The organism is Desulfopila aestuarii DSM 18488, from assembly GCF_900143695.1.
Lineage (GTDB): Bacteria > Desulfobacterota > Desulfobulbia > Desulfobulbales > Desulfocapsaceae > Desulfopila > Desulfopila aestuarii.
Genome location: NZ_FRFE01000051.1, coordinates 1 through 21,701 on the forward strand (window position 1 = coordinate 1; position 21,701 = coordinate 21,701).

Below are 21,701 nucleotides of genomic sequence, written 5' to 3' on the forward strand. Positions count from 1 at the left end.
AATGAAGTGTCTGGAAAAGGATAAAGAGGAAATGCTGGCGTTTTATGATTTCCCTGCCGCCCATTGGCAACATATTCGTACATCAAACCCTATCGAGTCAACGTTTGCCACTGTACGACTTCGGACAGCAAAAACAAGGGGATGTGTCGCAAGACATACTATCTTGTCGATGGTTTACAAACTCGGCCAGAGCGCCCAGAAGAAATGGCGTCGGCTAAGGGGATTCAAGCTACTTGCTGAGGTCATTCGAGGGGTGAGATTCAAGGATGGCGAGAGGGTTGAACCAGTAAAAGAAGGTGAGCTGACCAGGGTGGTCAATATCTAAGAATGATTCTTCAAACACCAGATTTGACTATAACTCAGCAGCATAACGCGGGAATTATATGACCTAAGCCCAGATGAGCCTCTTACCGACGAAAGCTTTATACAAAAGGTTCACCCGGATGATCGGGCTGAACTTCGTAAGGCAATCACCCGGTCGTTGCGGCCGGAAAATAGAATGTATATCGAATACCGGATCATTGGGCCCAGTGGCAAGGAGCGCTGGATGTTGTCGAAGGGGCAACTGCAGCGGACTGAAGGTATGGCGCAGCCATGCCTCATGGGCGTCACCCAGGATATTACCGCGCGGAAGGTGATGGAGCAGAAGATGCAGGAACATCTTCAGGAAATCGAGTTCCTTCGCCAAAAATTGGAAGCAGAGAATGCGCTACTGAAATCAGAAGCTGGGAAAGCTTTGAATACCCAATCGCCCCTTGGCGCCAGTCGTGCCATGCGGCAGATTATGACGAAAATTGAACTTGTTGCACCAACACAAAGTACGGTTCTTATCCAGGGCGAGACCGGTACCGGAAAGGAACTGATAGCTCAAACCATTCACCGTCTCAGTGATCGGAGTAAGCACCCGATGGTCACGGTGAACTGCGCGGCTTTACCGGCAGCCCTGGTGGAGAGCGAGTTGTTCGGGCGTGAGCGAGGCGCTTTTACCGGTGCTGTCAGTAAGCAGGTGGGGAGATTTGAACTGGCAGACAGGTCGACGCTTTTTCTTGACGAGGTTGCGGAGATGCCGCTTGAAACGCAGGCCAAGCTGCTGCGGGTGCTCCAGGAAGGGAAGTTTGAACGGCTTGGCAGCCCTCACAGTGTGAAGGTTGATGTGCGGATTATTGCTGCTACCAATAAGACGTTGTATGAGGAAGTTGAAAAAGGGAATTTTCGCCGGGACCTCTTCTATCGGCTGAGTATCTTTCCTATTCATGTTCCGCCTCTCAGAGAGCGTACTGAGGACATACCTCACCTGGTATGGAAGTTCGTCAACGAATTCGGTGAAAAGATGGGCAAGCGGATCAACCGGGTACCCCAGAAAGACATGGAAAAACTCACCGGATATACCTGGCCGGGCAATATCCGTGAGCTGAAGAACGTTATTGAGTATGGTTTGATTGTCAGTAAGGGGGAGGTGCTGGAGTTGTCACTACAGCATTTTGAGCTCCAAGCGGAGTGTACCGGGTCGGGGACGCAGACGCTTGAGGAGGTGGAGCGGGAACATATTCAGAAGACACTCCAATTGACGAAGGGCAGGATAAAAGGGAAGGGTGGAGCTGCGCAACTGCTTGGCATGAACCCATCGACACTCTATTCGAGGATGCGTAAGCTCGATATCAGCTCAACCAAGCCTAAACCACAAGAGGTGGTATCGTGACTGCAGGGTCGATATTTCGACCTGCATTGATGGTGCGGATCGTGTCGCCAGTCGGCACGTTGTATAACTCTCCTGAAATACACATCTGTTTACTTCTTAAAGACGTGTAATGCCTGGCACGATTGTTGAGTAGAGATGGCATGTTGCTCTCAATCATACGTGTATATCCTTCGCCGGAAAACGAGCATGCTACCATTGATGTGCTCAGTTCCATGAAAGGACCTCTCTCCGCTCTGACAGATTGTCTGGATTGTTTCATTCTGTCTGAAAGGGCCGGAGATAATGCCGTTTGCTATATGGAGATATGGAAAAACAGCGAGGGGCTCAACGACCATTTGCGATCAGCGCTTTATGCGCGGGTGCTTGAAGCCATGGAATTGTCGCAATCTCCACCGATTGTTGAGTTTTTTGAATTGAAGAAGATTGGCGGGCTGGAGTGGATAGAATCCATTAGAACTCCAATGCGTTGAGATGTTTATGAGTGAAAAGTTTTTGTGAAAATATATGATTACGTGCTGCACTGTCCATTCGCGCTGAACCTTCGGCGCTTTGTGGCAAGGTGATCATTTGATAAGGTGTAAATGATGTCTGAAACTGGCAACATCCCCTGCGGCACTGCTTTTCCTCTTCCGCAGGGTATTCATATCGTGGCCAAACCGGCTGGGCCTGCCTGCAATCTTAACTGTGCATATTGCTTTTACCTGGAGAAAAGTGCGCTGTACGCTGACCGGCGCGACTACCGCATGTCGGATGAGGTGCTGGGGACATTTATTCGCAGCTACATAGAAACTCAACCCACACCCGAAGTGGAGTTTGTCTGGCAGGGTGGGGAACCAACCCTGTTGGGCTGTGATTTCTTTAAACGGATTATTGAGCTCCAGCAGCCGTATTCAGGCACCAAGATCATTTCCAATGTCCTGCAAACTAACGGTACTTTGCTTGATGCTGAGTGGTGCCGTTTTCTGAAACACAATGATTTCCTGGTGGGGCTCAGCCTGGATGGCCCGGAAGATATTCATGACCGTTATCGGCTTAATAGGCGGGGGCGTGGATCTTTTGCCAAAGCTTTCAACGGCCTGCAGTTGCTGAAACACCACGGAGTGCAATTTAATGTCATGGCCAGCGTTGCCAGGGAAACAGCCCTGGAACCGCTCAAGGTTTATGATTTCTTTAAAGAGCAGGGAGTTGAGTTCATCCAGTTTGCACCTGTGGTTGAACGTGTTGCCGGCCCGGACGAAGGTCGTTTCGGCTTGCAGCTGGCAGGGCCGAAAAAAACGAAACATGGAGATTTCTCATCACAGGTAACACCATGGTCGGTAGTGCCGGAGGAATACGGCGACTTTCTTATCGCGATCTATGAAGAGTGGGTTCGCCATGACGTGGGCAAAACCTTTGTCATGAATTTCGAATGGGCGCTCAATGCCTGGGTGGGCAATCCTTCACCGGTCTGTGTCCATGCACGGCAATGCGGCCAGTCTCTGGTGATTGAACATAATGGCGATGTGTATGGCTGTGATCACTATGTGTACCCGCAATTTCAAGTAGGTAATATTCTCAATGATTCGCTTGCCGGTATGGTGGATGTTGCTCGCGGTCTTGGAATTGGTGTGGGTAAAGAGGCCAACCTTACTGGCTTATGTAAGGAGTGTGAGGTGTTGCGAGCCTGTCAGGGCGGCTGCCCGAAGCATCGATTTGGCGTAAGTCCCGGGGGATCTTTGGGGCAGAACTATCTTTGCTCCGGCTACAGAAAATTTTTTGTTCATATCCGAAAATATCTTCGGGTCATGGGGACCCTTCTGGAAAACGGTTATCCAGCAGAGGTGGTTATGGAGGCGGTCAAAGGGCCAATGTTGATCGAGACCATGCCGACAGAGCATATCAACAGAGAGGGAGAATAGAATGAACAGAATTATTCAAGGGGGCTTGCTGGGGGGCATGGCACTGGTACTGGCTGCACACGATGGCCTGGCAGGTGGCTTGTATCTTTATGAAATTGGCAGTCCTGATGTCGGTCTTGCTGCGGCCGGGTATGCAGCACGGGCACAGGATGCGTCCACAGCTTTTACGAATCCAGCCGGAATGACGAAGCTTGATCGGCCAGCATTAATGGCCGGTGCGCAGCCACTGTACCTTCATATGTCATTCGATCCGGATGGTAACACCTCGCACGTCGCCGATACGTTGCCGGGGGGCGGACAGGCCGCCGATGGTGACAGCAGTATGTGGATGCCAGCTGGTGGCATGTTCTATGTGCATCCGGTAAACGACCAGTTGCGGCTGGGGTTTGCCTTGACCGGAAATTTCGGTCTTTCCCTTGATTATGAGGATGACTGGGTTGGGCGTTACTACGCCCAGGAAGCAACGTTGCAAGCGATGACGATTCAGCCCGCCGTTGCCTGGAAGGTAAATGACCAGTTTTCAGTGGGGGCTGGAATTGGCATCCTCTACGGCATTTTCGAAGATAAAATGGCAGTGAATAATACAGACCCGTTGCTCGGAGATGGCAGACTCAAGCTCGAAGATAATGAGTGGGGAGTGCAGGTTAATCTCGGCTTGCTCTACGAGCCTCTACCCGGTACCAGGTTTGGCTTAACGTACCTTTCCCAGGCAGATCTCGATTTCTCCGATACCCCTGAATTTACCAATCTCGGGCCGGGACTTACGACCATACTCACCAACCGGGGTTTGCTTGATGCGGCAATCGACCTCGGCGTGAAAGTACCGCAGGCGGTCATGTTCAGTGCATACCATGAATTGAACGACCGATTGGCGATCATGGCCAACCTGGGTTGGCAGGACTGGTCTCAGTTTGGCAAGGTCGATGTCTCTGTCGACTCGATTAACTCACCCAGTTTCACCACCGATTTGGATTATGATGATACCTGGCATGTTGCTTTTGGAGCCCAGTATCGTCTCTCCCCGCTCTGGCTGTTGACAGGTGGTGTTGCCTATGACAGTGCGATGATGGACGAGGATCAGATTGTTCCCTCGCTGCCGGTTGGCGAAACCTGGCGTTTCGGTTTTGGCAGCCGCTACGAGTGGTCGGAGAATTGGACCATTGGTGCAGCCTATGAGCTGGCCTGGATCGGCGATCTTGACATGGATGTGGAACGGGGACCGCTGGCTGGCCGGGTTTCGGGCAGCTATGACAATACTGCCATCCATGCCATCTGTTTAAATGCCGAGTACCGGTTCTGACAGAACCGAGATTGTCTGTTGTTGTAATTGTGTCAGTCGCGTGTTGCTGAGTGAACTCTTGGGAGGAATAGTGCTTGTGAGATATTTGGAAAAATTACATCATATTGGATATGTGGTTGTGGTGTTCGTGTTGCTCCAGGCGTGTGCACAAAGCACACTTACTTCTTCATGGACAGACCAATCCTTCACAGGTCCTGTCAATGGGCCAATCCTTGTCATTGGAGCCTTTAAGAATCCAACAGCCCATAAAATTTATGAAGACAGCTTTGTCGAGAGTCTGGTCAAGGCGGGAGCGAATGCCGTTCCAAGCTATAAATACGGAGTTGGGACAGTCCGGCATAGTAAGGGATGGCTTCAACAGGTTGCAAAAGAATCGGGTGCAACAGCCATTCTCATCTCTCACGTAAGCAATGAAACAACAAAGACCGTAGATTATGCTGCGCACGGGGTGATTTTGGGAGGAATGACGTTTGGAAGCGTTCAAGGATATCACTCGTTTGTCGTCGAGGATACGCTTATTCCTGAGGAAACGGTAACCAAAACCACCGATTATCTGACTGCAACTCTTTTTGACGAGAAATCCGGTAAACCCGTATGGTCCGCACACTCAAAAAATGTTGATTTGAATAATTATCTACGAAAAGACGATGAAAAATTAGAAAATATTTTCATCAAAGATATGAAACAACATCATATTTTGTGATGGGCAACACGCCAATTCCCGATCAATATACAAAGCGAAGCGAAAGTCACCCGAAAGGGGCGGCCAAATGATCAGGATCCTGCACCATAAATTGAGGTGCAGGATCCTGATTACAACAGATCACAACATTTTTACATGCCGCATTCCTTTTTGATTTCGGCGATTTTCTTATCGATCATCTTGTTGTAGTCGCCGGTGGCGACCTCGATATTCGTTTTTTCATTTCCGGTGACGGTGTTGGCTACCAGGGCAACGGGGACGATAGAGCTGACTCCGGCTGCTATCTCTCTACCGACATTTTCTTTTTCAGAGTTCAATGCCCTGATGTCACCTTCGGCCGTTGCGCAGTTGACTGGTTTTGCCAAATCCTGTTGGGCCTGCTTGGAGACAGGGGAACAGGCAGCCATGAGAAAGATCATTCCAATGACGAGAAGTGTTTTTTTCATCTGGGATTCCTTGTTGTGATGGTTTTTTCGGTTGTTTGGTAGATGCGGCTTTCCGGTTTTGCTCTGCAAGCATTGTGCAAAAAAATGACCCTAGCGCAAAATAAGTGCTTTTGATTTGCTGGAAAGCCCATGAAACAATAGGCTAACGACAGTGGATTCCTACCGTAGATACCCTACGCATTGTAATCCCTCCGTGTGTTATGGTCGATATATCAACCCCTGGGGTGATATATCGAATTAATTCGTCTTGCTGAGTTGGTCCAGCATCGGGTTTGACAGTTATCTTTTTATAATATCATGGGTTAATCATTTCTTAAGCGTCGGCATTCGGGCATACGCCTTGCTAACATAGGGATCAAGTTGTTCTTTCATTGGATTCAATCCTCAACGTGACGACATGAGCTTTAGCTGGATCTGCTAAATGGCTTGAAGTTTGCCAGGATAGCTCATGTGAAATCTGTTGACTGGCTGGTGGTGCATGCATCGCAGGGTCCAGAGTCGGGGGATTGTTTCACCCTGTTAGAGAAGAAGAATAAGGCGCTGCTGCAGCCAGAGGGATGCCTGGTGGCAAGCAGTAATATCAAAAAGTTTGACCCCGTAGGAGAAAAGATGCTGAAACATCTCTATCGATTCGCATTTGGTTGGTGCTGTTTGTTGCTGCTAGGCTGCGGTTTGGCAAATGCCTATGATTACCCATTTGCCGACCCTTACGTTGCCACGGTCCTTGATACACCGAAGGAGTTCGCTGCAGAACTGCCCAGTGAAATACCGACCAAGGTTGATAAAATTGTCATGTTCGAGGGGCGTAAGACTCCTGGAGTGTTGTGGAATATGGATAGACTGTACTATTCATATCAACAGCAGAAAGGACCCGCTCCGCTCATATTCCTGATTGCAGGAACCGGGGCGAGTTTTAAAAGCTCAAAGATGCAGACCATGCAGAAGGCCTTCTACCAGGCCGGCTTTCACGTCATTTCTCTTTCCTCGCCAACGCATCCGAACTTTGTCGTTGCTGCTTCCACCAGCAGTGTACCGGGCGACCTGCAGGAGGATTCAGCCGACCTCTACCGGGTAATGCATGCGGTTTGGAAGAAGCTGCAAGGCAAGATGGAAGTCACCGAATTCTTTCTGAGTGGCTACAGTCTCGGTGCCGCTCAGTCTGTTTTCGTTACCCGTATTGATGAAGAGGAGAAAGTCTTCAATTTCAAGAAAGTGTTGCTGATTAATCCACCTGTCAGCCTCTATAATTCAGTGGTGATACTTGATAATCTGCTGGCGGACAATATCCCCGGTGGTATCGACAAGTTCGATGAATTTTATAAAGACATGATTCATGCCTTTGGCGAGGCCTATGCTCATGGCAAGCATGTCGAATTCAACGACGAGTTTCTCTATGAAGCCTACGAGTACCATAAGGCGCCAACCGATGCGCCAATGGAAGCATTGATTGGTGCCAGCTTCCGAGTTTCCTGCGAGAACATGGTGTTTGCCAGCGATGTCATGACCAAGGCCGGATATGTCGTATCCAAAGGGCTTGAGCTCGGTCGGCATGACCATATCACGCCTTATGTAAAAGTGCTTTCAAGGTTAACGTTCCTTGATTATTTCGAAGGTATTTTCTTGCCTCATTTCCGCTCCATTAACCCAGGTCATAGTGAAACGGAGCTGATCGAGAAATTGAGTCTGCGTTCCATCGAGAATTACCTGCGTAATTCATCAAAATTCGGTCTTATTACCAATGAAGACGATATCATCCTGCGCCCCGGAGAAATCGATTTTCTGCGTGCCGTTTTTGGTTCCCGTGCAACGATTTTCCCGCATGGAGGTCATTGCGGCAACATGGCTTATCCTGACAACGTTGCGGCCATGGTCGGATTTTTCCAGAACAACAAACAGAACTGAAGGGGGGATGAAAATGATGAAACCGAGGAATACGACCATACGTATGGCCTTTATGGCCTTGGCCCTGCTGGCGGTACTCTTTGCTGCAGGCTGTGCCAAGAACCAGAATGCTAGTCTCGAGCCGCCGATGCACACGCCAGAGAATACTCTTAAACCGGGCGTGGAGTATGCTGTCGATGTCTATGACCCACTGGAGGGGATGAACAGGCGGATTTACACCTTTAACTACTATTTTGATAAATTTATCTTTCTGCCGGTAGTCAACACCTATGAATTCATTATGCCTGACTATGTCGAGGATCGGGTATCCAATTTCGTTGATAACATCTTCGAGTTCAACAACTTCACCAACAACCTGTTGCAGCTGAAGTTCAGATCAACCGCAATCACCCTGGGCCGATTTCTGGTCAACTCAACTATAGGTATCGCCGGATTATGGGATCCGGCTACCGGCATGGGTATGTTACGGCAGACTGAAGATTTCGGTCAGACCCTGGGACACTATGGAGTCGGCAATGGCCCCTATATCGTTTTGCCGGTATTCGGTCCTTCCAACCTGCGTGACACCACCGGATTGGTTACGGATGCGGTGGCCTTTAGCGCGGCAGGACCGCCGGCCTGGGTTGACGATGATGACACTACGCTCATCTTCAATGGCGTTGCGGCAGTTGACAAACGACATCGTCAATCTTTCCGATATTACCAAACCGGTTCACCTTTTGAGTATGAGATGATTCGCATGCTCTATGCGTCAAAGCGTGAGATCGAGATCGCGAAGTAGGGTTTCTTAGACCGGGATTGAGCCCGACGCTGAGGATGCAGATTATCCCAATCAGCCGACTGTTTTCCGGTTGATTGGGATAATGCCATGACAAGGTATTTGCAAAGACGGCAAAACCTGCTGACAAAAACATCCCGGGAAAAATTCATATCTCACAAGGAGAAAACACAATGATCCACTGTAGAAGTAACCGCGATTTTACAACGAGAGTTTACCGCAGACTGACCATGTTTATGAGCCTCTTCGTATTCGCTATCTTGACCGCTTGTGCTTCAACTACGGTCTCGGATAGGGAGCAGTTGGTGACTGAAACACTTCCTCGGCCCACGCACATCTGGGTATATGACTTTGCCGCATCGGCAGAAGATATTCCCGCCCACTCTGTTTTGTACAATCAGGGTTTGAGCATACCATCTGACCAGACAAGCGAACATGCCAGGACCGGACGTCAACTCGGCAGGGAGATCGCCACAGAACTTATTGGAAAAATACAGGACATGGGACTTCTGGCTGAGCATGGCGGGCCGGGAACCAAACCACAGATCAACGATATCGAAATCAGGGGCTATCTCATCTCATATTCCGAAGGGAGTACTGCCGAGAGGGTCAGTATAGGACTGGGCGCAGGATCGTCAGAATTGAAAGCGGCGGTTGAGGGTTTCCAGATGACCGCTCAGGGGCTTCGCAAACTCGGTTCAGGAGAAACCCAAGCAGAAAGCGGCAAAACTCCAGGAATGGCTATAGGGCTGGTCAGTATGCTTGCCACCCACAACCCGGCGGGGCTGATTATAAGTACCGGCTTGAAGGTGTATGGAGAGGAAAGCGGCAGAGATACGGTTGAAGGACGAGCCAAGCAGATAGGTAAAGAGATCGCAGAGGTACTCAGTAAACGGTTCAAACAGGAGGGTTGGATAGAATAAGTGGATTCAACGGACAAATCCGGCATTTATCACTTTGATAAGGAGAATACAATGATCAGACATACCTCTATTTTTGCTTCGTTATTTGTGCTGCTATTTGCCGGGACTGCCTACGCCGAGGAGTACCCTATACTTGATATGGTAGCCGATAAGGTGATTGAGAAATATCAGCAGGCAACCTGTGAGCAGTTGTGGCAGGAAAAAGCTGAAAATAAAGGCAAGCCAAAGCCTCAGAAGGAGCAGGAATTGATTACTCTCCTTCAGTCAAACCCTGAGATGCGGACTGTTTTCGTCGACAAAATAGCGGCTCCAGTTGTCAACAAGATGTTCGAATGCGGGATGGTTCCATAATTCGTTTTCTGTGTGGCACTGATTCCCGTATTGTTGGCCTCTTGCCGAAAAGTGATAGACCATGGAGGAGAAAAGAACATGAAGAACGTTTGCGAATATTTCAGGGTACTTTTGCTCGTGTTCCCGTTACTGGCGTTTCTTTTTGCAAGCGGGAATGCGACTGAGACAAAAACGGGAACACCGGCTGCAAAGTCGCCGGAGGCAACCAGTGAGGAGACTCCACCTCAGGTGAAAATGGGTCTTGAACCCAAGGCTGTCGAGATCTTAAAGGCAGCATGTGACCGATTGGCTGCTGCCAAGACCATGAGCTTCACCGCAGTAGTTTCCTATGAAAATCCGAGTCTGCTGGGTACGCCTCTTGTCTATGCAACCAAATCGGAAGTGACTTTGCAACGCCCAGATAAACTACGGGTGATTACCCCTGGTGACGGCCCGGCCACAGAGTTTTACTATGATGGAAAAATGATGGCGGCTTACGCACCTGCAGAAAATCTGCTGGCAATTGCAGAGGCTCCACCCACGATCGACGCTGCGCTGAAGGAGGCCTATGATCTGGCAGCGATCTATTATCCCTTCACTGATGTCATTGTCACAGATCCTTACACGGATATTGCGGATGGCCTGATCCTTGCTTTTTATATCGGTCAGTCAAATGTGATTGGTGGGACAACGACTGATATTGTGGCTTACGCGAACGATGATGTGTTCGTACAGATCTGGATAGGTACGGAAGATAAACTTCCACGCATGCTCCGAGCTGTATATAGCAACGATCCGGCAGGTCTTCGCCATCAAATGGAGCTGTCCGAATGGCAGCTCGATTCTGTCGTCCCGGAAAAAGCTTTCATTCCTGCGAATACAGACACAGCGCGACCCATCGACTTTGTTCATCCCAATGCGCCATTTCCTCCGGGCACACAACATCAGAAAGCGAGTGATGCTTCGCAATCCCAAGGCAAGAGCAAGTAAGGAGGCACTGATACTATGAAAAAGATTTCTGTCGGCTCTATGAGTCTCTTGTTAACGACCCTTTTATCATGTGGGGCGGCTGGTGCATGGTCACATGGCAATTCTTTTGGAGGACGAACTTCTCACAGCTATGGATCAACCAGCCATACCAGCCGGTGGGGCACTAGCACCTCGCATACCTATGGGGAAGGAACCTCGCATACCAATGTCTATGGTGGAAGCACCTCCCACGCCTATGGACAGGGTACCGAGCACACCAACGCCTATGGTGGCAGTGCAACCCACTACGAAGGTGGTGGCTGGTCGAAAACCGGTGCGTATGGTGGCACGGCCTATGGCAATGCCCATTACGGGGGAGCATATTACCATCCGCCAGCAGCTGCCCGCTATCCTGCCTACCATCCACCCGCAACGGTGAATTACTATGGATCGGGTTGTTATAACTGCGGAGGGTGGTCCACTGCAGGCGCAGCAGCCGCCGGTGCTGCGGTTGGTATGGTTGCCGGTGCGGCCATCGCCTCGGCGAATACAGCCGCGGCGACTTCCAATGCGTACAACGCTGGAGTAGCAGCGACAAGTGCCAACCCAACATATGTAACAGGTGCAATTTATCCCACATTGCCCGCCGGTTGCGCAAGGCCAACTGTAGACGGGAAAAGCTACTATCTGTGTGGGAACACGTGGTTCCTGCCGTCTTATGGGGCCAACGGTGTTAACTATCGGGTTGTCCCTACGCCTTGATGCGATGAAGATGATCAGAATGAGCAGTTTAGAGCGTTTAACTCTGCCACAAAAGTAGCCAAGAGGTTACTTCATCGAGGAGAAGGTCCCATGGATTCTGTATGTATATGCCGTTAATCAACATTCTGGTGTTTTGCTTTTGCCTTGTGCTGGCTGTGCATCCAGCATTTGCCGATTTCGACGAAGCTAATGCGGCCTTCATTGCTGGCGATTACAACAAGGCTTTGAAGGAACTCCGTCCGCTTGCCGAAAAAGGTGATCTGCGCAGTCAGTATGCCATGGGGGTGTTCTACGAAAACGGTTTTGGAGTGGAAAAAGACCTGCAGCAGGCTGCAACCTGGTATCTGATGGCAGCGGAACAAGGCAACAGCGATGCCCAGTACAATCTTGGCGCGATGAACGAGCACGGTGTAGGTATTCCAGTCAATTACGTTACTGCGGCGCGTTGGTATCGTATGGCCGCAGAGCAGGGCGATATCGATGCCCTCAGCAACCTTGGTGTGCTCTACCAGAATGGCCAGGGTGTGGTTCAGGACAAGGTACTGGCCATGGCGCTGTACAACGTCTCGGTGGCTTTTGCTGGCGGAGACAAGACCCAGGCGGCGCAGAACCGCCAGATCCTCGCTAATCAGATGGTGCTGGACGATGTGAAGAAAGCCCTGCAGTTCACCGAAGAGTTGCTCAAACCTGGCAACTTGAAGACAGGATTGGAGGCCTATTTGCAACAACCGTGAAGGTGAATCATGCCATGACCAGCGACAAATTCAAAGAAGACATGAACGGCAGAGTGCAAATGGCTGTCGGGAAAATCAGCTAGCATTTCAATGCATCTGAGATGTTGGACTGCAACTCAACCATTTAGGAGGAAATAAAAAATGAAGATAAGAACGATTGCTCCGGCACTGATGGCGTTCAACAGTGCCTTCGCCATCGCCGCAATGCACGCTGGAGCCGTAGAAGTCACGGGTGAACTGGGTGCCCCCAACGCAACTACGACTATTACCGGCAAGCAACTTCCGGCACCTGACCCTACGTTCGGCGGTGTCATCAAGGATGATGCCCTGACATCGAAAGCATGGTGGGCACCCCGCATTGTGCCACCCAAACAGGCACCCAACGTCCTGCTTATCATGACCGACGACTCGGGATTTGGCGTGCCGAGCACCTTCGGCGGCGTTATCCCAACGCCTACAATGGATCGCCTGGCCCAGGCAGGTCTGCGTTACAATAATATCCATTCCACCGCGCTGAGTTCACCCACGCGCGCCGCACTCATCACCGGGCGTAACCATCACTCTGCAGGGTTTGGTGTGATCTCCGAGCAGTCTACAGGTTTTCCTGGCTATAACAGCATCATCGCCAAGGACAAGGCAACTATCGGTCGTATCCTCAAGGAAAACGGGTACGCTACTTCGTGGTTCGGCAAGGATCATAACGTACCAGCCTTTGCGGCAAGTAAGGTTGGGCCTTTTGATAACTGGCCTGTTGGACAAGGCTTTGATTACTTCTATGGATTTGTCGGGGGGGATGCGAACCAGTGGCAGCCGAACCTGTTCCGCAACACAACCCAGATCTATCCTTTTGAGGGAGCAGCACCCGGAACCTGGAATCTTGTTACTGCCATGGCTGACGAGGCCATTGATTATATGGAACAGGTCAACCAGATTGCCCCGACCAAGCCTTTTTTTGTCTATTACGTTCCTGGTGCCACGCACGCACCCCATCATCCTACCAAAGAATGGGTGGATAAAATACACAACATGCACCTTTTCGACGACGGCTGGAACAAACTTCGCGACAGGATCTTTGAGAATCAGAAGCGGCTGGGGGTCATTCCGGCGGACACTCAACTGGAACCCTGGCCGACCAAGGTCCTGAAAAATTGGGATGACTGCACACCCGAGGAGAAGAAGCTCTATATCAAGCAGGTGGAAATATTCGCTGCATATGAGGCCTACAACGATTACGAGATCGGTCGGGTCGTTCAGGCTGTCGAGGATATGGGTAAACTTGACAATACCCTTATCATCTACATTAATGGCGACAACGGTACGAGTGCAGAAGGCGGCCCATTGGGTACCCCCAATGAAGTTGCGTTTTTCAACGGCGTAGCCGTACCCGTTGAAGACCAGATGAAGTGGTACGATGTATGGGGCACTGAAGAGACCTACAATCATATGTCGGCAGGCTGGTCCTGGGCTTTTGATACCCCCTTTACCTGGTTCAAGCAGAACGCCTCGAAACTCGGTGGAGTACGCCAGTGCATGGTTGTCTCCTGGCCGGGCCACATCAAGGACAAGGGTGGTCTTCGCGATCAATTTATGCACGTTATTGATGTAGTGCCCACCATCCTTGAGGCTACCGGCATTCCTGCACCCGAAATGGTGGACGGCATCAAACAGGCACCTATCGAAGGCACGAGCTTCGCCTACACCTTCGACGCGAAAAACGAAAAGGAGCCCTCGAGACACAAAACGCAGTATTTCGAAATGATGGGTCAATGGGCTCTCTATCACGAAGGCTGGCTGCTGAGTACCGAGGTTAACCGTGCTCCGTGGGAGGCCTTCGGCGCCGCCAACCCTGACCCCCTCAACAATCAGGTGCTCGAACTCTATGACCTGAACAAAGATTTCAGCCAGTCAAAGAATATTGCCGAACAGAATCCCAACAAGGTGAAAGAAATGAAAGAGATGTTCATAGAGGAAGCGAAGAAGTACCAGGTCTTCCCGATGGACGCCTCGGTGGCCGGCCGCATTGTCGCTCCTCGCCCCAACATCACCGCCGGACGTTCCGAGTTTGTGTACACCCGGCCCATGATCGGCCTGCCCCAAGGTGATTCTCCATTTCTGCTTGACAGTTCATATACCATCACTGCGGACATCACTGTCCCGGAAGGCGGGGCGGAAGGAATGATCCTGACCTCCGGTGGACGTTTTGCCGGATACGGTTTTTACCTGCTCCAAGGCAAGCCGGTCTTTCTCTGGAATCTCATCGACCTGAAACGTGTCAAATGGGAAGGCCCGGAAGCGCTCTCTCCCGGCAAGCACATCGTGGAATTCGACTTCAAATATGATGGTCTGGGGTTGGGTACACTGGTCTTCAACAACATGAGCGGTCTCGGAAAATCCGGTACCGGTACGCTGAAGGTGGATGGCAAGGCAGTACAGACAATCACCATGCCGCATACATTGCCGATGATTCTACAATGGGATGAGAGCTTCGACATCGGTTCCGACACGTTGACCGGTGTGAATGATGCGGATTATTTGCCGCCGTTTACCCTTACCGCACAACTGAACAAACTGACGATCAAAGTTGACCGGCCGAAGCTGTCACCTGAGGATATTAAGAAACTGGAGAATGCAGAAGCAACCGCATTGGACGGTAAGCCCCTGCATCGCGTGCAGAGTGCACCGCAGTAATTTCACGAGTAGTGCTCACATGATTGGTACTATGCTGAGCATTAACTGGCCGAAGCTTACATTTGAGGTTGTGACAAAAACTCGACTAGGGCCAGATGAGTAAAAAAAAAGCGAGTAATCGTAAAAAACTTCAGGCAGCCACGACATGTCTCTTGCCCGTGCAATGGTGATCCTGCTTTTCAGGCTATCGACTGCATGCTGAGGTCGAGGAAGATGTGTCTGGCTGTCGTTTGTATCAATAAATTCAACCAGAATACAAATTTGATATCTTACAGGAGACAACGTGATCAATTCAATGCGCATGGTATGTTTCGGAACACTGAGTAGTGCAATTATCATTGCTCTGCTCAGTGGTTGCGGGACTAAAAATGACGCCATTTCCATGGCTGAAAAAGCTGACAAAATTGCCGGCATTGCGGTGCCGAGCATTTCCGAAACCAAGGCAATTGCTGAAGAGGGCTTTATTTATGGGCTGCCTATTGTGATGAACTATGCAGTCATGAACGAGTTTGTCATTGATAAGAATTCAGGGCAGTACAAAGGGCCTTTTAATACAATCGTCAATGAAGCCCGTGTTTTTACCTACAAAGACACAGCTGTCGTCACGCCAAACAGTGATACACCATATTCCATGCTCTGGCTGGATCTTCGCGCCGAACCTATGGTTATCTCCGTCCCAGCGGTATCGAAAAAGCGTTATTACTCCGTTCAGCTGACTGATGGCAACGCCTACAATTATGGCTATATCGGCAGTCGGGCAACGGGAGTGGAAGCTGGCAACTATCTTGTCGCCGGACCGGATTGGAAAGGTGAAAAACCTTCAGGAATCAAAAAAGTCTTTCATTCGACGACACCTTTCTCACTCACGATATTCCGTACTCAGTTGTTTAATGCCAAGGACATGCCCAACGTGAAGAAGGTGCAGGCTGGATACAAGACACAGCCGCTCTCCGCTTTCCTGAAACAGCCGGCACCACCCGCCGCGCCAGAGATAGATTTTCTCCCGGCTACGACGAAGGGGATCAAGGAAAACTTTTATGACTATCTCGACGCTGCCCTCCAGTTTGTACCGGTAACGCCGGAGAACAGGGCGATTCGCACCAAGCTGGCCAGTATTGGTATCGGACCGGGTAAAACCTTTGAATTCAAGGAGCTTTCGCTTGAACATAAAGCAGCTGTGCTGCTGGCAATGAAAGAAGGTGACGACAAAGTCGATGCGTTCCTGGCATCAGGAATGAAAAATATCAACGGCTGGAAGATTGGTTCGCTTTTTGGCGACAGTGAGTTCTACAAAGGTGATTGGCTGACGCGGGCTGCCGCCGCAAAAGGAGGCATATACGGGAATGATGGTGTCGAAGCCATGTACCCGATGACCCGTGAAGATGTGACGGGGCAGACGCTTGATTGCAGTAAGCATAACTACACACTGACGTTTCCTGCCGGACAACTGCCGCCGGTAAACGCTTTCTGGTCGGTGACAATGTATGACGGCAAGACCCAGCTTTTGGTTAAGAACCCGATCAATCGTTATCTTATCAACTCCCCAATGCTACAGAATATGAAGAAGAACAAGGATGGTTCGCTGACGCTGTACATCCAGAAGGATTCTCCAGGTAAAGAAAAAGAAGCCAACTGGCTGCCGGCTCCAAATGACAAAATCTACCTTGTCATGCGTCTGTATTGGCCAAGGAGAGAAGCTCCTTCAATCCTGCCGGTTGGAGAGGGGACCTGGAGTCCGCCGGGTATTCTGCAGGCGAAATAAAAGAGCTGAAAAGCGGGCTGCGTCTCTATGAGACAACGCCGCATTTTTAGCAAAGCCATCAAAGGTAGGTGTATAACTCCGAAATGAATACCTGTTTTCAGTGATTCATTTCGGAGTTTTTTTTCACATGAACACCTCATGGTTGCAGATACACAGACATTCAAGAAAGAGCATGGTCTAAAAATGGCAGGAGTTAAATGACGATGAAATATTTTTCCCCGAAAGCATATGCGTTGTGTATGAAATGGCCATACCGATTCGGATATTTGCTCTTGCTGCTCGTACTTACTGCTACTCCAATCCTTGCTGCCGGGCAGGAAGGCGAAAAACCTTCAGCAGGTACGCCTTCGACAACCGCGCCCTCGTCTTCGACAACCGCACCACCAGCTCCTGCACCGGTGGCTGGAACACAAACCGCTCCGAAGCCGACAGGGCCGACAGCCATTCAAGCGTCAGATATCGCAACCAAGGCAACCGAGGTCACGGATCTTTTACGTAACCTCACAGACAGCCTTACGCAAAACAACCAGATCGGTGATATCGAACAGTCATTTTCACAAGCCGAAAAACTGGCCAGCAAGGATGGTGAGGCAACGCTCAAGCTCCTTAAACAGCAACCGGCTCTTCCCACGCTTCAGGCTGAACAGCAAAAATGGCAACAGAGACAACTGACATTTTCGAACTGGCTGACAACCCTGACAGCGCGTTCAAAGGAACTTCAGGATGCATTGAATCAATTGACCAGATTGCAGTCGACCTGGTCATTGACGCTCGAATCAGCAAAAAAGTCGAACGTTCCCGCCGCGAGTATACAGCAAATTGATCAAATATTAGTGGCCATTGGCAAAGCTAGAACACCTGTGAATGCAGAGCTTTCCACGGTTCTTGACTTCCAGAGCAAAGTGGGGAATGCCGCATCGGAAAGTGGAGCTATCCTGGCAAATATCACCCAGCTTCAAAAAAAATCCATGTCGGGAACATTCGTGCAGGACAGCCTGCCGATCTGGAGCACCGAACTCTGGGTCATAACGGCGTACAAATTGCCAGAGATTATCCATAACGCCGCAGTAAATTACAAAACCGGATTCTCAAACTACTTCGGCTCATCCACGCAACAACTGACTTTACCTGCCGGCTTTTTTCTGCTGTTTATTTTCTTTTTCACCCTCCACCTCAAAGCCTGTAGATTATCGACCCTGAGAGAAACTTTGTCTCCGGCAATAAGTACTTTGGCTCATCCCGTAGCTGCAGCGTTGACCATTGTCCTACTGTTTGCGACTTCTCCATTTTGGTCTGATTTGCCGTCAACTCTCCGTCAAACCTTTCAGCTCATTGCCCTGACACCAATGATCGTCCTGATCAGACCGGCTGTCTCGGTCCACCTGATGCCATGCCTCTATACGCTGGGGTTGCTGTTCGCTCTCGATACGTGTCGTGCAATCGTCTACGACAAATCATTTCTTGGGCAGATCATACTGACCATCGAATCTTTCGTCGGCGCTGTTGTTTCAATCTGGTACCTGCGCAAACTCAGATTTATCTTCAGTAAGACATCCGAAGGGCTTCGGCTTAGATTTTTACAGGCTGTGACAGTTATAATTCTGCTGCAAATGTTCACAGGCGGTGTGACTGCGGCATTGGGGTATGTGCGCTTATCCCTGCTTATTACTCCGGGCGTTATCGCCTTAGGCGTAATGGCTCTTGCACTGTATGCAACGCTGCAAATAGCTCTCGGTATTATTGCTATTACTTTTGAGTTGTGGCCATTGCGGGCTCTAGGTATGGTTCAACACCGTCGTGCCCTGCTGGAGAAACGGTTGTATTATTTCTTGATTCTGGCGGCGCTCACCAGCCTGATTGCCCGGTACCTTGGTTATCTCGGTCTCCTGGCACCTGTTTTGGACTTCGGAACATCCCTGTTGGAGGTGAGGATACAGCGAGGAGTAATCAGTGTTACTCTTGGAGGTATCCTCGAGTTCATACTCACGATTTATGCTTCATATCTACTGTCAGCCTTTCTGCGTTTTATCCTGAGCGAAGACATCTACCCAAGGATGAAGATACCACTGGGTAATTCCTATGCAGTGTCCAGTCTTCTGCATTATGTGATTCTTGCCATTGGTTTCACAGTGGCTATAGCAGCCATAGGGGTGGACTTGACAAAACTGACTGTACTGACCGGGGCATTTGGCATCGGTCTCGGTTTTGGTTTGCAGGCGGTTGTCAACAACTTTGTTTCCGGCCTGATTCTCCTGTTCGAAAGACCGGTCCACGTGGGTGATACAGTTGAGGTTGGCGATCTGATCGGAACTGTTCGAAGAATAGGTATTCGGGCCAGCACCGTGCATACGTTTCTGGGTGCCGACATCATTGTCCCTAACTCCCAAATGGTGGCTGAAAAGGTTACCAACTGGACACTTACCGATAATTTGCGGCGCATAGATTTGCCGGTAGGCGTATGTTATGGCGCCAAACCTGAAGAGGTTATTAAGCTTTTGGAGAATGTGGCTAAGGCAAATGCCGGAGTAATCTATTATCCGGCGCCACAGGGATTAGTCGTTGGCTACGGCGACAGTTCGATTAATTACGAGTTGCGAGCATGGACAGACCAATTTGACAATTGGGTGCGGATTAGAAGTGAGATCGCTATAGCCGTGTATCACGAAGTGGCCGCTGCCGGCATGAGTTTTCCTTTCCCGCAACGGGAGGTCCGTCTGCTAAAGGACATAGATGAAACAGATGCCAAGGCCTCCGGGAGTTAGTGTTTCATGTGTAGGTCACGAATGGTGATTGTGCTATTTCGTTGCTATGTTTTTGATAATAAATGGTAATTTAACAATTTGAGAAGAAGATAAGGAGCTGCAAATCAAAATGAAACAAACTCAGACACACTGGCTGGCTATTGTGGTATTAGGTGCATTGTCCGCAGCTGTTTCGGCACACGCCTCGCTTAGCGACGCAGAACTCGCAAAACTTGCACAAAATCCGGTCGGCAATCTCATCAGTATTCCTTTCCAGAACAATACAAATTTTAATGTAGGGCCAGATGATCGCACGCAGAACATACTGAACATCCAGCCTGTAATACCGGGCTCGGTCAATAATGATTGGAACATTATCACCCGTACCGTAATACCGGTTATTTCCCAGCCAGCCCCGGTAGATGATAGGACCAATGGTATAGGGGATGTGGTCTTCACGGCTTTTCTTTCCCCCGCCAATCCGGGAAAGTGGATCTGGGGTGTCGGTCCGGTTGTGCAGATTCCAACAAATACCGACGATGTTCTTGGTAATGGCAACTGGGGCCTTGGTCCCTCGTTGGTTGTGCTTCGCCTCGAAAAAGGCAATCCGTGGGTTTATGGTGTTCTGGCTAACAATGTCTGGTCACTCTCCAATGATGAGCAAGGAGGTTCCTACAATAACGGTCTTATCCAGCCTTTTCTCAATTACAACTTTCAAGGTGGCCTCTATCTGACCTCTTCTCCCATTGCCACTGTCAACTGGGAAGCCGATAGCGACAGCTTATTCGATAATCAATAAAATAACAGCATATTGGAAGTAACAAAATTTACTGAACAGATTCAAGTTGCATCTCCTTTCAACCAAGTTTCTTTCAATAAAGTAATTGTCGACTAGGTAATGTGCCTCCCGTACTATCACATGAACGGCCATGTATAATCCTAGGGTTACTCTACTTCTGGAAACAAGCAAAATATCGTCGGTCCTCCTTGAACATATGCTGACTCACTACCTCTACAGCCAGGAACTGGAAAACTTCAGCGACATTAAGTTTTCCTGCCTGATGAGTTTGAGCTATATGTTCTGCTTTTTCAGTTAATTCCCGGTGAATCTGTTTGTGTTCTTTGTGGTATTGAAATCCGGCTGCCTCGATAAGCTGTTCTTCGGTACTGAAGTGCTCAGCTATTCCGGCGATCAATTCTTGTATAAGTTGCAGGCAAATATCGTTTTCCTGCCCTGATATCATTGCTGAAAGTAGGGCGTTTGCACATTGAAACAGTTGCCTGTGCTGTTCGTCGATGACATCGTTTCCACACTCGTAGGCTTTGCTCCACTCAAGACGAATATAGCTTGTCGGCAATGTCTCGGCTTCTTCCGGCAGCGTACTGTCGTTGGTGAGGGTGACCCTGTTACGGCCAGCCGATTTAGAGAGGTAAAGTGCTTCATCAGCTTGCTGCAAACGGTAATCAAGCGTTTGGTGATTGTCGGCGAATGCTATACCACCTATACTTACAGAAAATCTCACCAGGCCCTGCTCTGTCGGCAGAACGATTTTCTCCACAGATCTGCGTATTCGTTCGGCAACTTGACGACCTAAATCGGCATCTGTTTTGACCAGTAATGCACCGAATTCCTCACCTCCAATTCTGCCAAAGACATCTATTGATCTGAGCCCGTTTTTACATGTATTGGCCATGCGTTTTAAAGCTTCGTCACCGATGGCATGACGAGTTATAGTCAAGTCTGGTGTTTGAAGAATCATTCTTAGATATTGACCACCCTGTTCAGCTCACCTTCTTTTACTGGTTCAACCCTCTCGCCATCCTTGAATCTCACCCCTCGAATGACCTCAGCAAGCAGCTTGAATCCCCTTAGCCGACGCCATTTCTTCTGAGCGCTCTGGCCGAGCTTGTAAACCATCGACAAGATAGTATGTCTTGCGACACATCCCCTTGTTTTTGCTGTCCGAAGTCGTACGGTGGCAAACGTTGACTCGATAGGGTTTGATGTACGAATATGTTGCCAATGGGCGGCGGGGAAATCATAAAACGCCAGCATTTCCTCTTTG

The 21,701-nt window shown here is 49.7% G+C and carries 20 protein-coding genes; 17 read left to right on the forward strand and 3 right to left on the reverse strand.

The window, feature by feature from the left end; genetic code table 11:
- The 6 genes from BUF15_RS24840 to BUF15_RS24865 form a co-directional block, all read left to right on the forward strand.
- Positions 1–325: transposase (locus BUF15_RS24840; protein ID WP_200802479.1), on the forward strand; the 325-nt coding region annotated here is incomplete at its 5' end.
- A 42-nt stretch (positions 326–367) separates the two neighbouring features.
- Positions 368–1,699: a sigma 54-interacting transcriptional regulator gene (locus tag BUF15_RS24845; RefSeq protein WP_268753226.1), complete on the forward strand. Its 1,332-nt coding sequence runs from the start codon at positions 368–370 to the stop codon at positions 1,697–1,699.
- A 140-nt stretch (positions 1,700–1,839) separates the two neighbouring features.
- The gene (locus BUF15_RS24850) at positions 1,840–2,169 is read left to right on the forward strand and encodes a putative quinol monooxygenase (protein WP_073616868.1); all 330 of its coding nucleotides are present in this window, start codon (positions 1,840–1,842) and stop codon (positions 2,167–2,169) included.
- A 111-nt stretch (positions 2,170–2,280) separates the two neighbouring features.
- Entirely contained in the window at positions 2,281–3,597 is a 1,317-nt protein-coding gene (locus BUF15_RS24855) for an anaerobic sulfatase maturase (protein ID WP_200802481.1), read from the forward strand.
- Position 3,598: 1 nt separating this feature from the next.
- Complete coding sequence (locus BUF15_RS24860) at positions 3,599–4,897, forward strand: OmpP1/FadL family transporter (protein ID WP_084554570.1); 1,299 nt, start codon at positions 3,599–3,601, stop codon at positions 4,895–4,897.
- Between the two features lie 76 nt (positions 4,898–4,973).
- On the forward strand, positions 4,974–5,600 hold the full coding sequence (locus BUF15_RS24865) for a hypothetical protein (protein ID WP_073616872.1): 627 nt from the start codon (positions 4,974–4,976) through the stop codon (positions 5,598–5,600).
- A gap of 131 nt (positions 5,601–5,731) precedes the next feature.
- Here BUF15_RS24865 and BUF15_RS24870 read toward each other — a convergent pair whose 3' ends face one another.
- On the reverse strand, positions 5,732–6,046 hold the full coding sequence (locus BUF15_RS24870; RefSeq protein WP_073616874.1) for a hypothetical protein: 315 nt from the start codon (positions 6,044–6,046) through the stop codon (positions 5,732–5,734).
- Positions 6,047–6,496: 450 nt separating this feature from the next.
- Here BUF15_RS24870 and BUF15_RS24875 point away from each other — a divergent pair, with 450 nt between their 5' ends.
- The 11 genes from BUF15_RS24875 to BUF15_RS24925 all read left to right on the forward strand — a co-directional run bounded on the left by BUF15_RS24875 (position 6,497) and on the right by BUF15_RS24925 (position 20,434).
- The gene (locus tag BUF15_RS24875; protein WP_234981273.1) at positions 6,497–7,948 is read left to right on the forward strand and encodes an alpha/beta fold hydrolase; all 1,452 of its coding nucleotides are present in this window, start codon (positions 6,497–6,499) and stop codon (positions 7,946–7,948) included.
- A gap of 13 nt (positions 7,949–7,961) precedes the next feature.
- A complete protein-coding gene (locus BUF15_RS24880; RefSeq protein WP_234981274.1) occupies positions 7,962–8,729 on the forward strand; it encodes an MlaA family lipoprotein in 768 nt (255 codons plus the stop codon).
- Positions 8,730–9,031: 302 nt separating this feature from the next.
- The gene (locus BUF15_RS24885) at positions 9,032–9,649 is read left to right on the forward strand and encodes a DUF4410 domain-containing protein (RefSeq protein ID WP_200802482.1); all 618 of its coding nucleotides are present in this window, start codon (positions 9,032–9,034) and stop codon (positions 9,647–9,649) included.
- A 51-nt stretch (positions 9,650–9,700) separates the two neighbouring features.
- A complete protein-coding gene (locus tag BUF15_RS24890) occupies positions 9,701–10,000 on the forward strand; it encodes a hypothetical protein (protein WP_073616898.1) in 300 nt (99 codons plus the stop codon).
- Between the two features lie 78 nt (positions 10,001–10,078).
- Positions 10,079–10,969: a DUF2092 domain-containing protein gene (locus tag BUF15_RS24895; RefSeq protein WP_073616876.1), complete on the forward strand. Its 891-nt coding sequence runs from the start codon at positions 10,079–10,081 to the stop codon at positions 10,967–10,969.
- A 15-nt stretch (positions 10,970–10,984) separates the two neighbouring features.
- Positions 10,985–11,710 (forward strand): hypothetical protein, encoded by a 726-nt coding sequence (locus tag BUF15_RS24900; RefSeq protein ID WP_073616878.1) that lies wholly within the window; start codon positions 10,985–10,987, stop codon positions 11,708–11,710.
- A 101-nt stretch (positions 11,711–11,811) separates the two neighbouring features.
- Positions 11,812–12,444, forward strand: coding sequence for a tetratricopeptide repeat protein (locus tag BUF15_RS24905; protein WP_073616880.1), 633 nt, complete (start codon positions 11,812–11,814; stop codon positions 12,442–12,444).
- Positions 12,445–12,648: 204 nt separating this feature from the next.
- A complete protein-coding gene (locus tag BUF15_RS24910) occupies positions 12,649–15,132 on the forward strand; it encodes an arylsulfatase (RefSeq protein ID WP_407642652.1) in 2,484 nt (827 codons plus the stop codon).
- Positions 15,133–15,514: 382 nt separating this feature from the next.
- On the forward strand, positions 15,515–16,894 hold the full coding sequence (locus tag BUF15_RS24915) for a DUF1254 domain-containing protein (protein WP_073616900.1): 1,380 nt from the start codon (positions 15,515–15,517) through the stop codon (positions 16,892–16,894).
- Positions 16,895–17,097: 203 nt separating this feature from the next.
- Positions 17,098–19,656 (forward strand): mechanosensitive ion channel family protein, encoded by a 2,559-nt coding sequence (locus BUF15_RS24920; protein WP_073616884.1) that lies wholly within the window; start codon positions 17,098–17,100, stop codon positions 19,654–19,656.
- 109 nt (positions 19,657–19,765) lie between these two features.
- Complete coding sequence (locus BUF15_RS24925) at positions 19,766–20,434, forward strand: hypothetical protein (protein ID WP_073616886.1); 669 nt, start codon at positions 19,766–19,768, stop codon at positions 20,432–20,434.
- A 151-nt stretch (positions 20,435–20,585) separates the two neighbouring features.
- Here the strand turns inward: BUF15_RS24925 and BUF15_RS24930 are convergent, their stop codons facing one another.
- A complete protein-coding gene (locus BUF15_RS24930; protein WP_073616888.1) occupies positions 20,586–21,395 on the reverse strand; it encodes a bacteriohemerythrin in 810 nt (269 codons plus the stop codon).
- A gap of 2 nt (positions 21,396–21,397) precedes the next feature.
- Positions 21,398–21,701 (reverse strand): transposase (locus BUF15_RS24935; protein ID WP_200802484.1); only part of this gene is annotated, 304 nt, incomplete at its 5' end.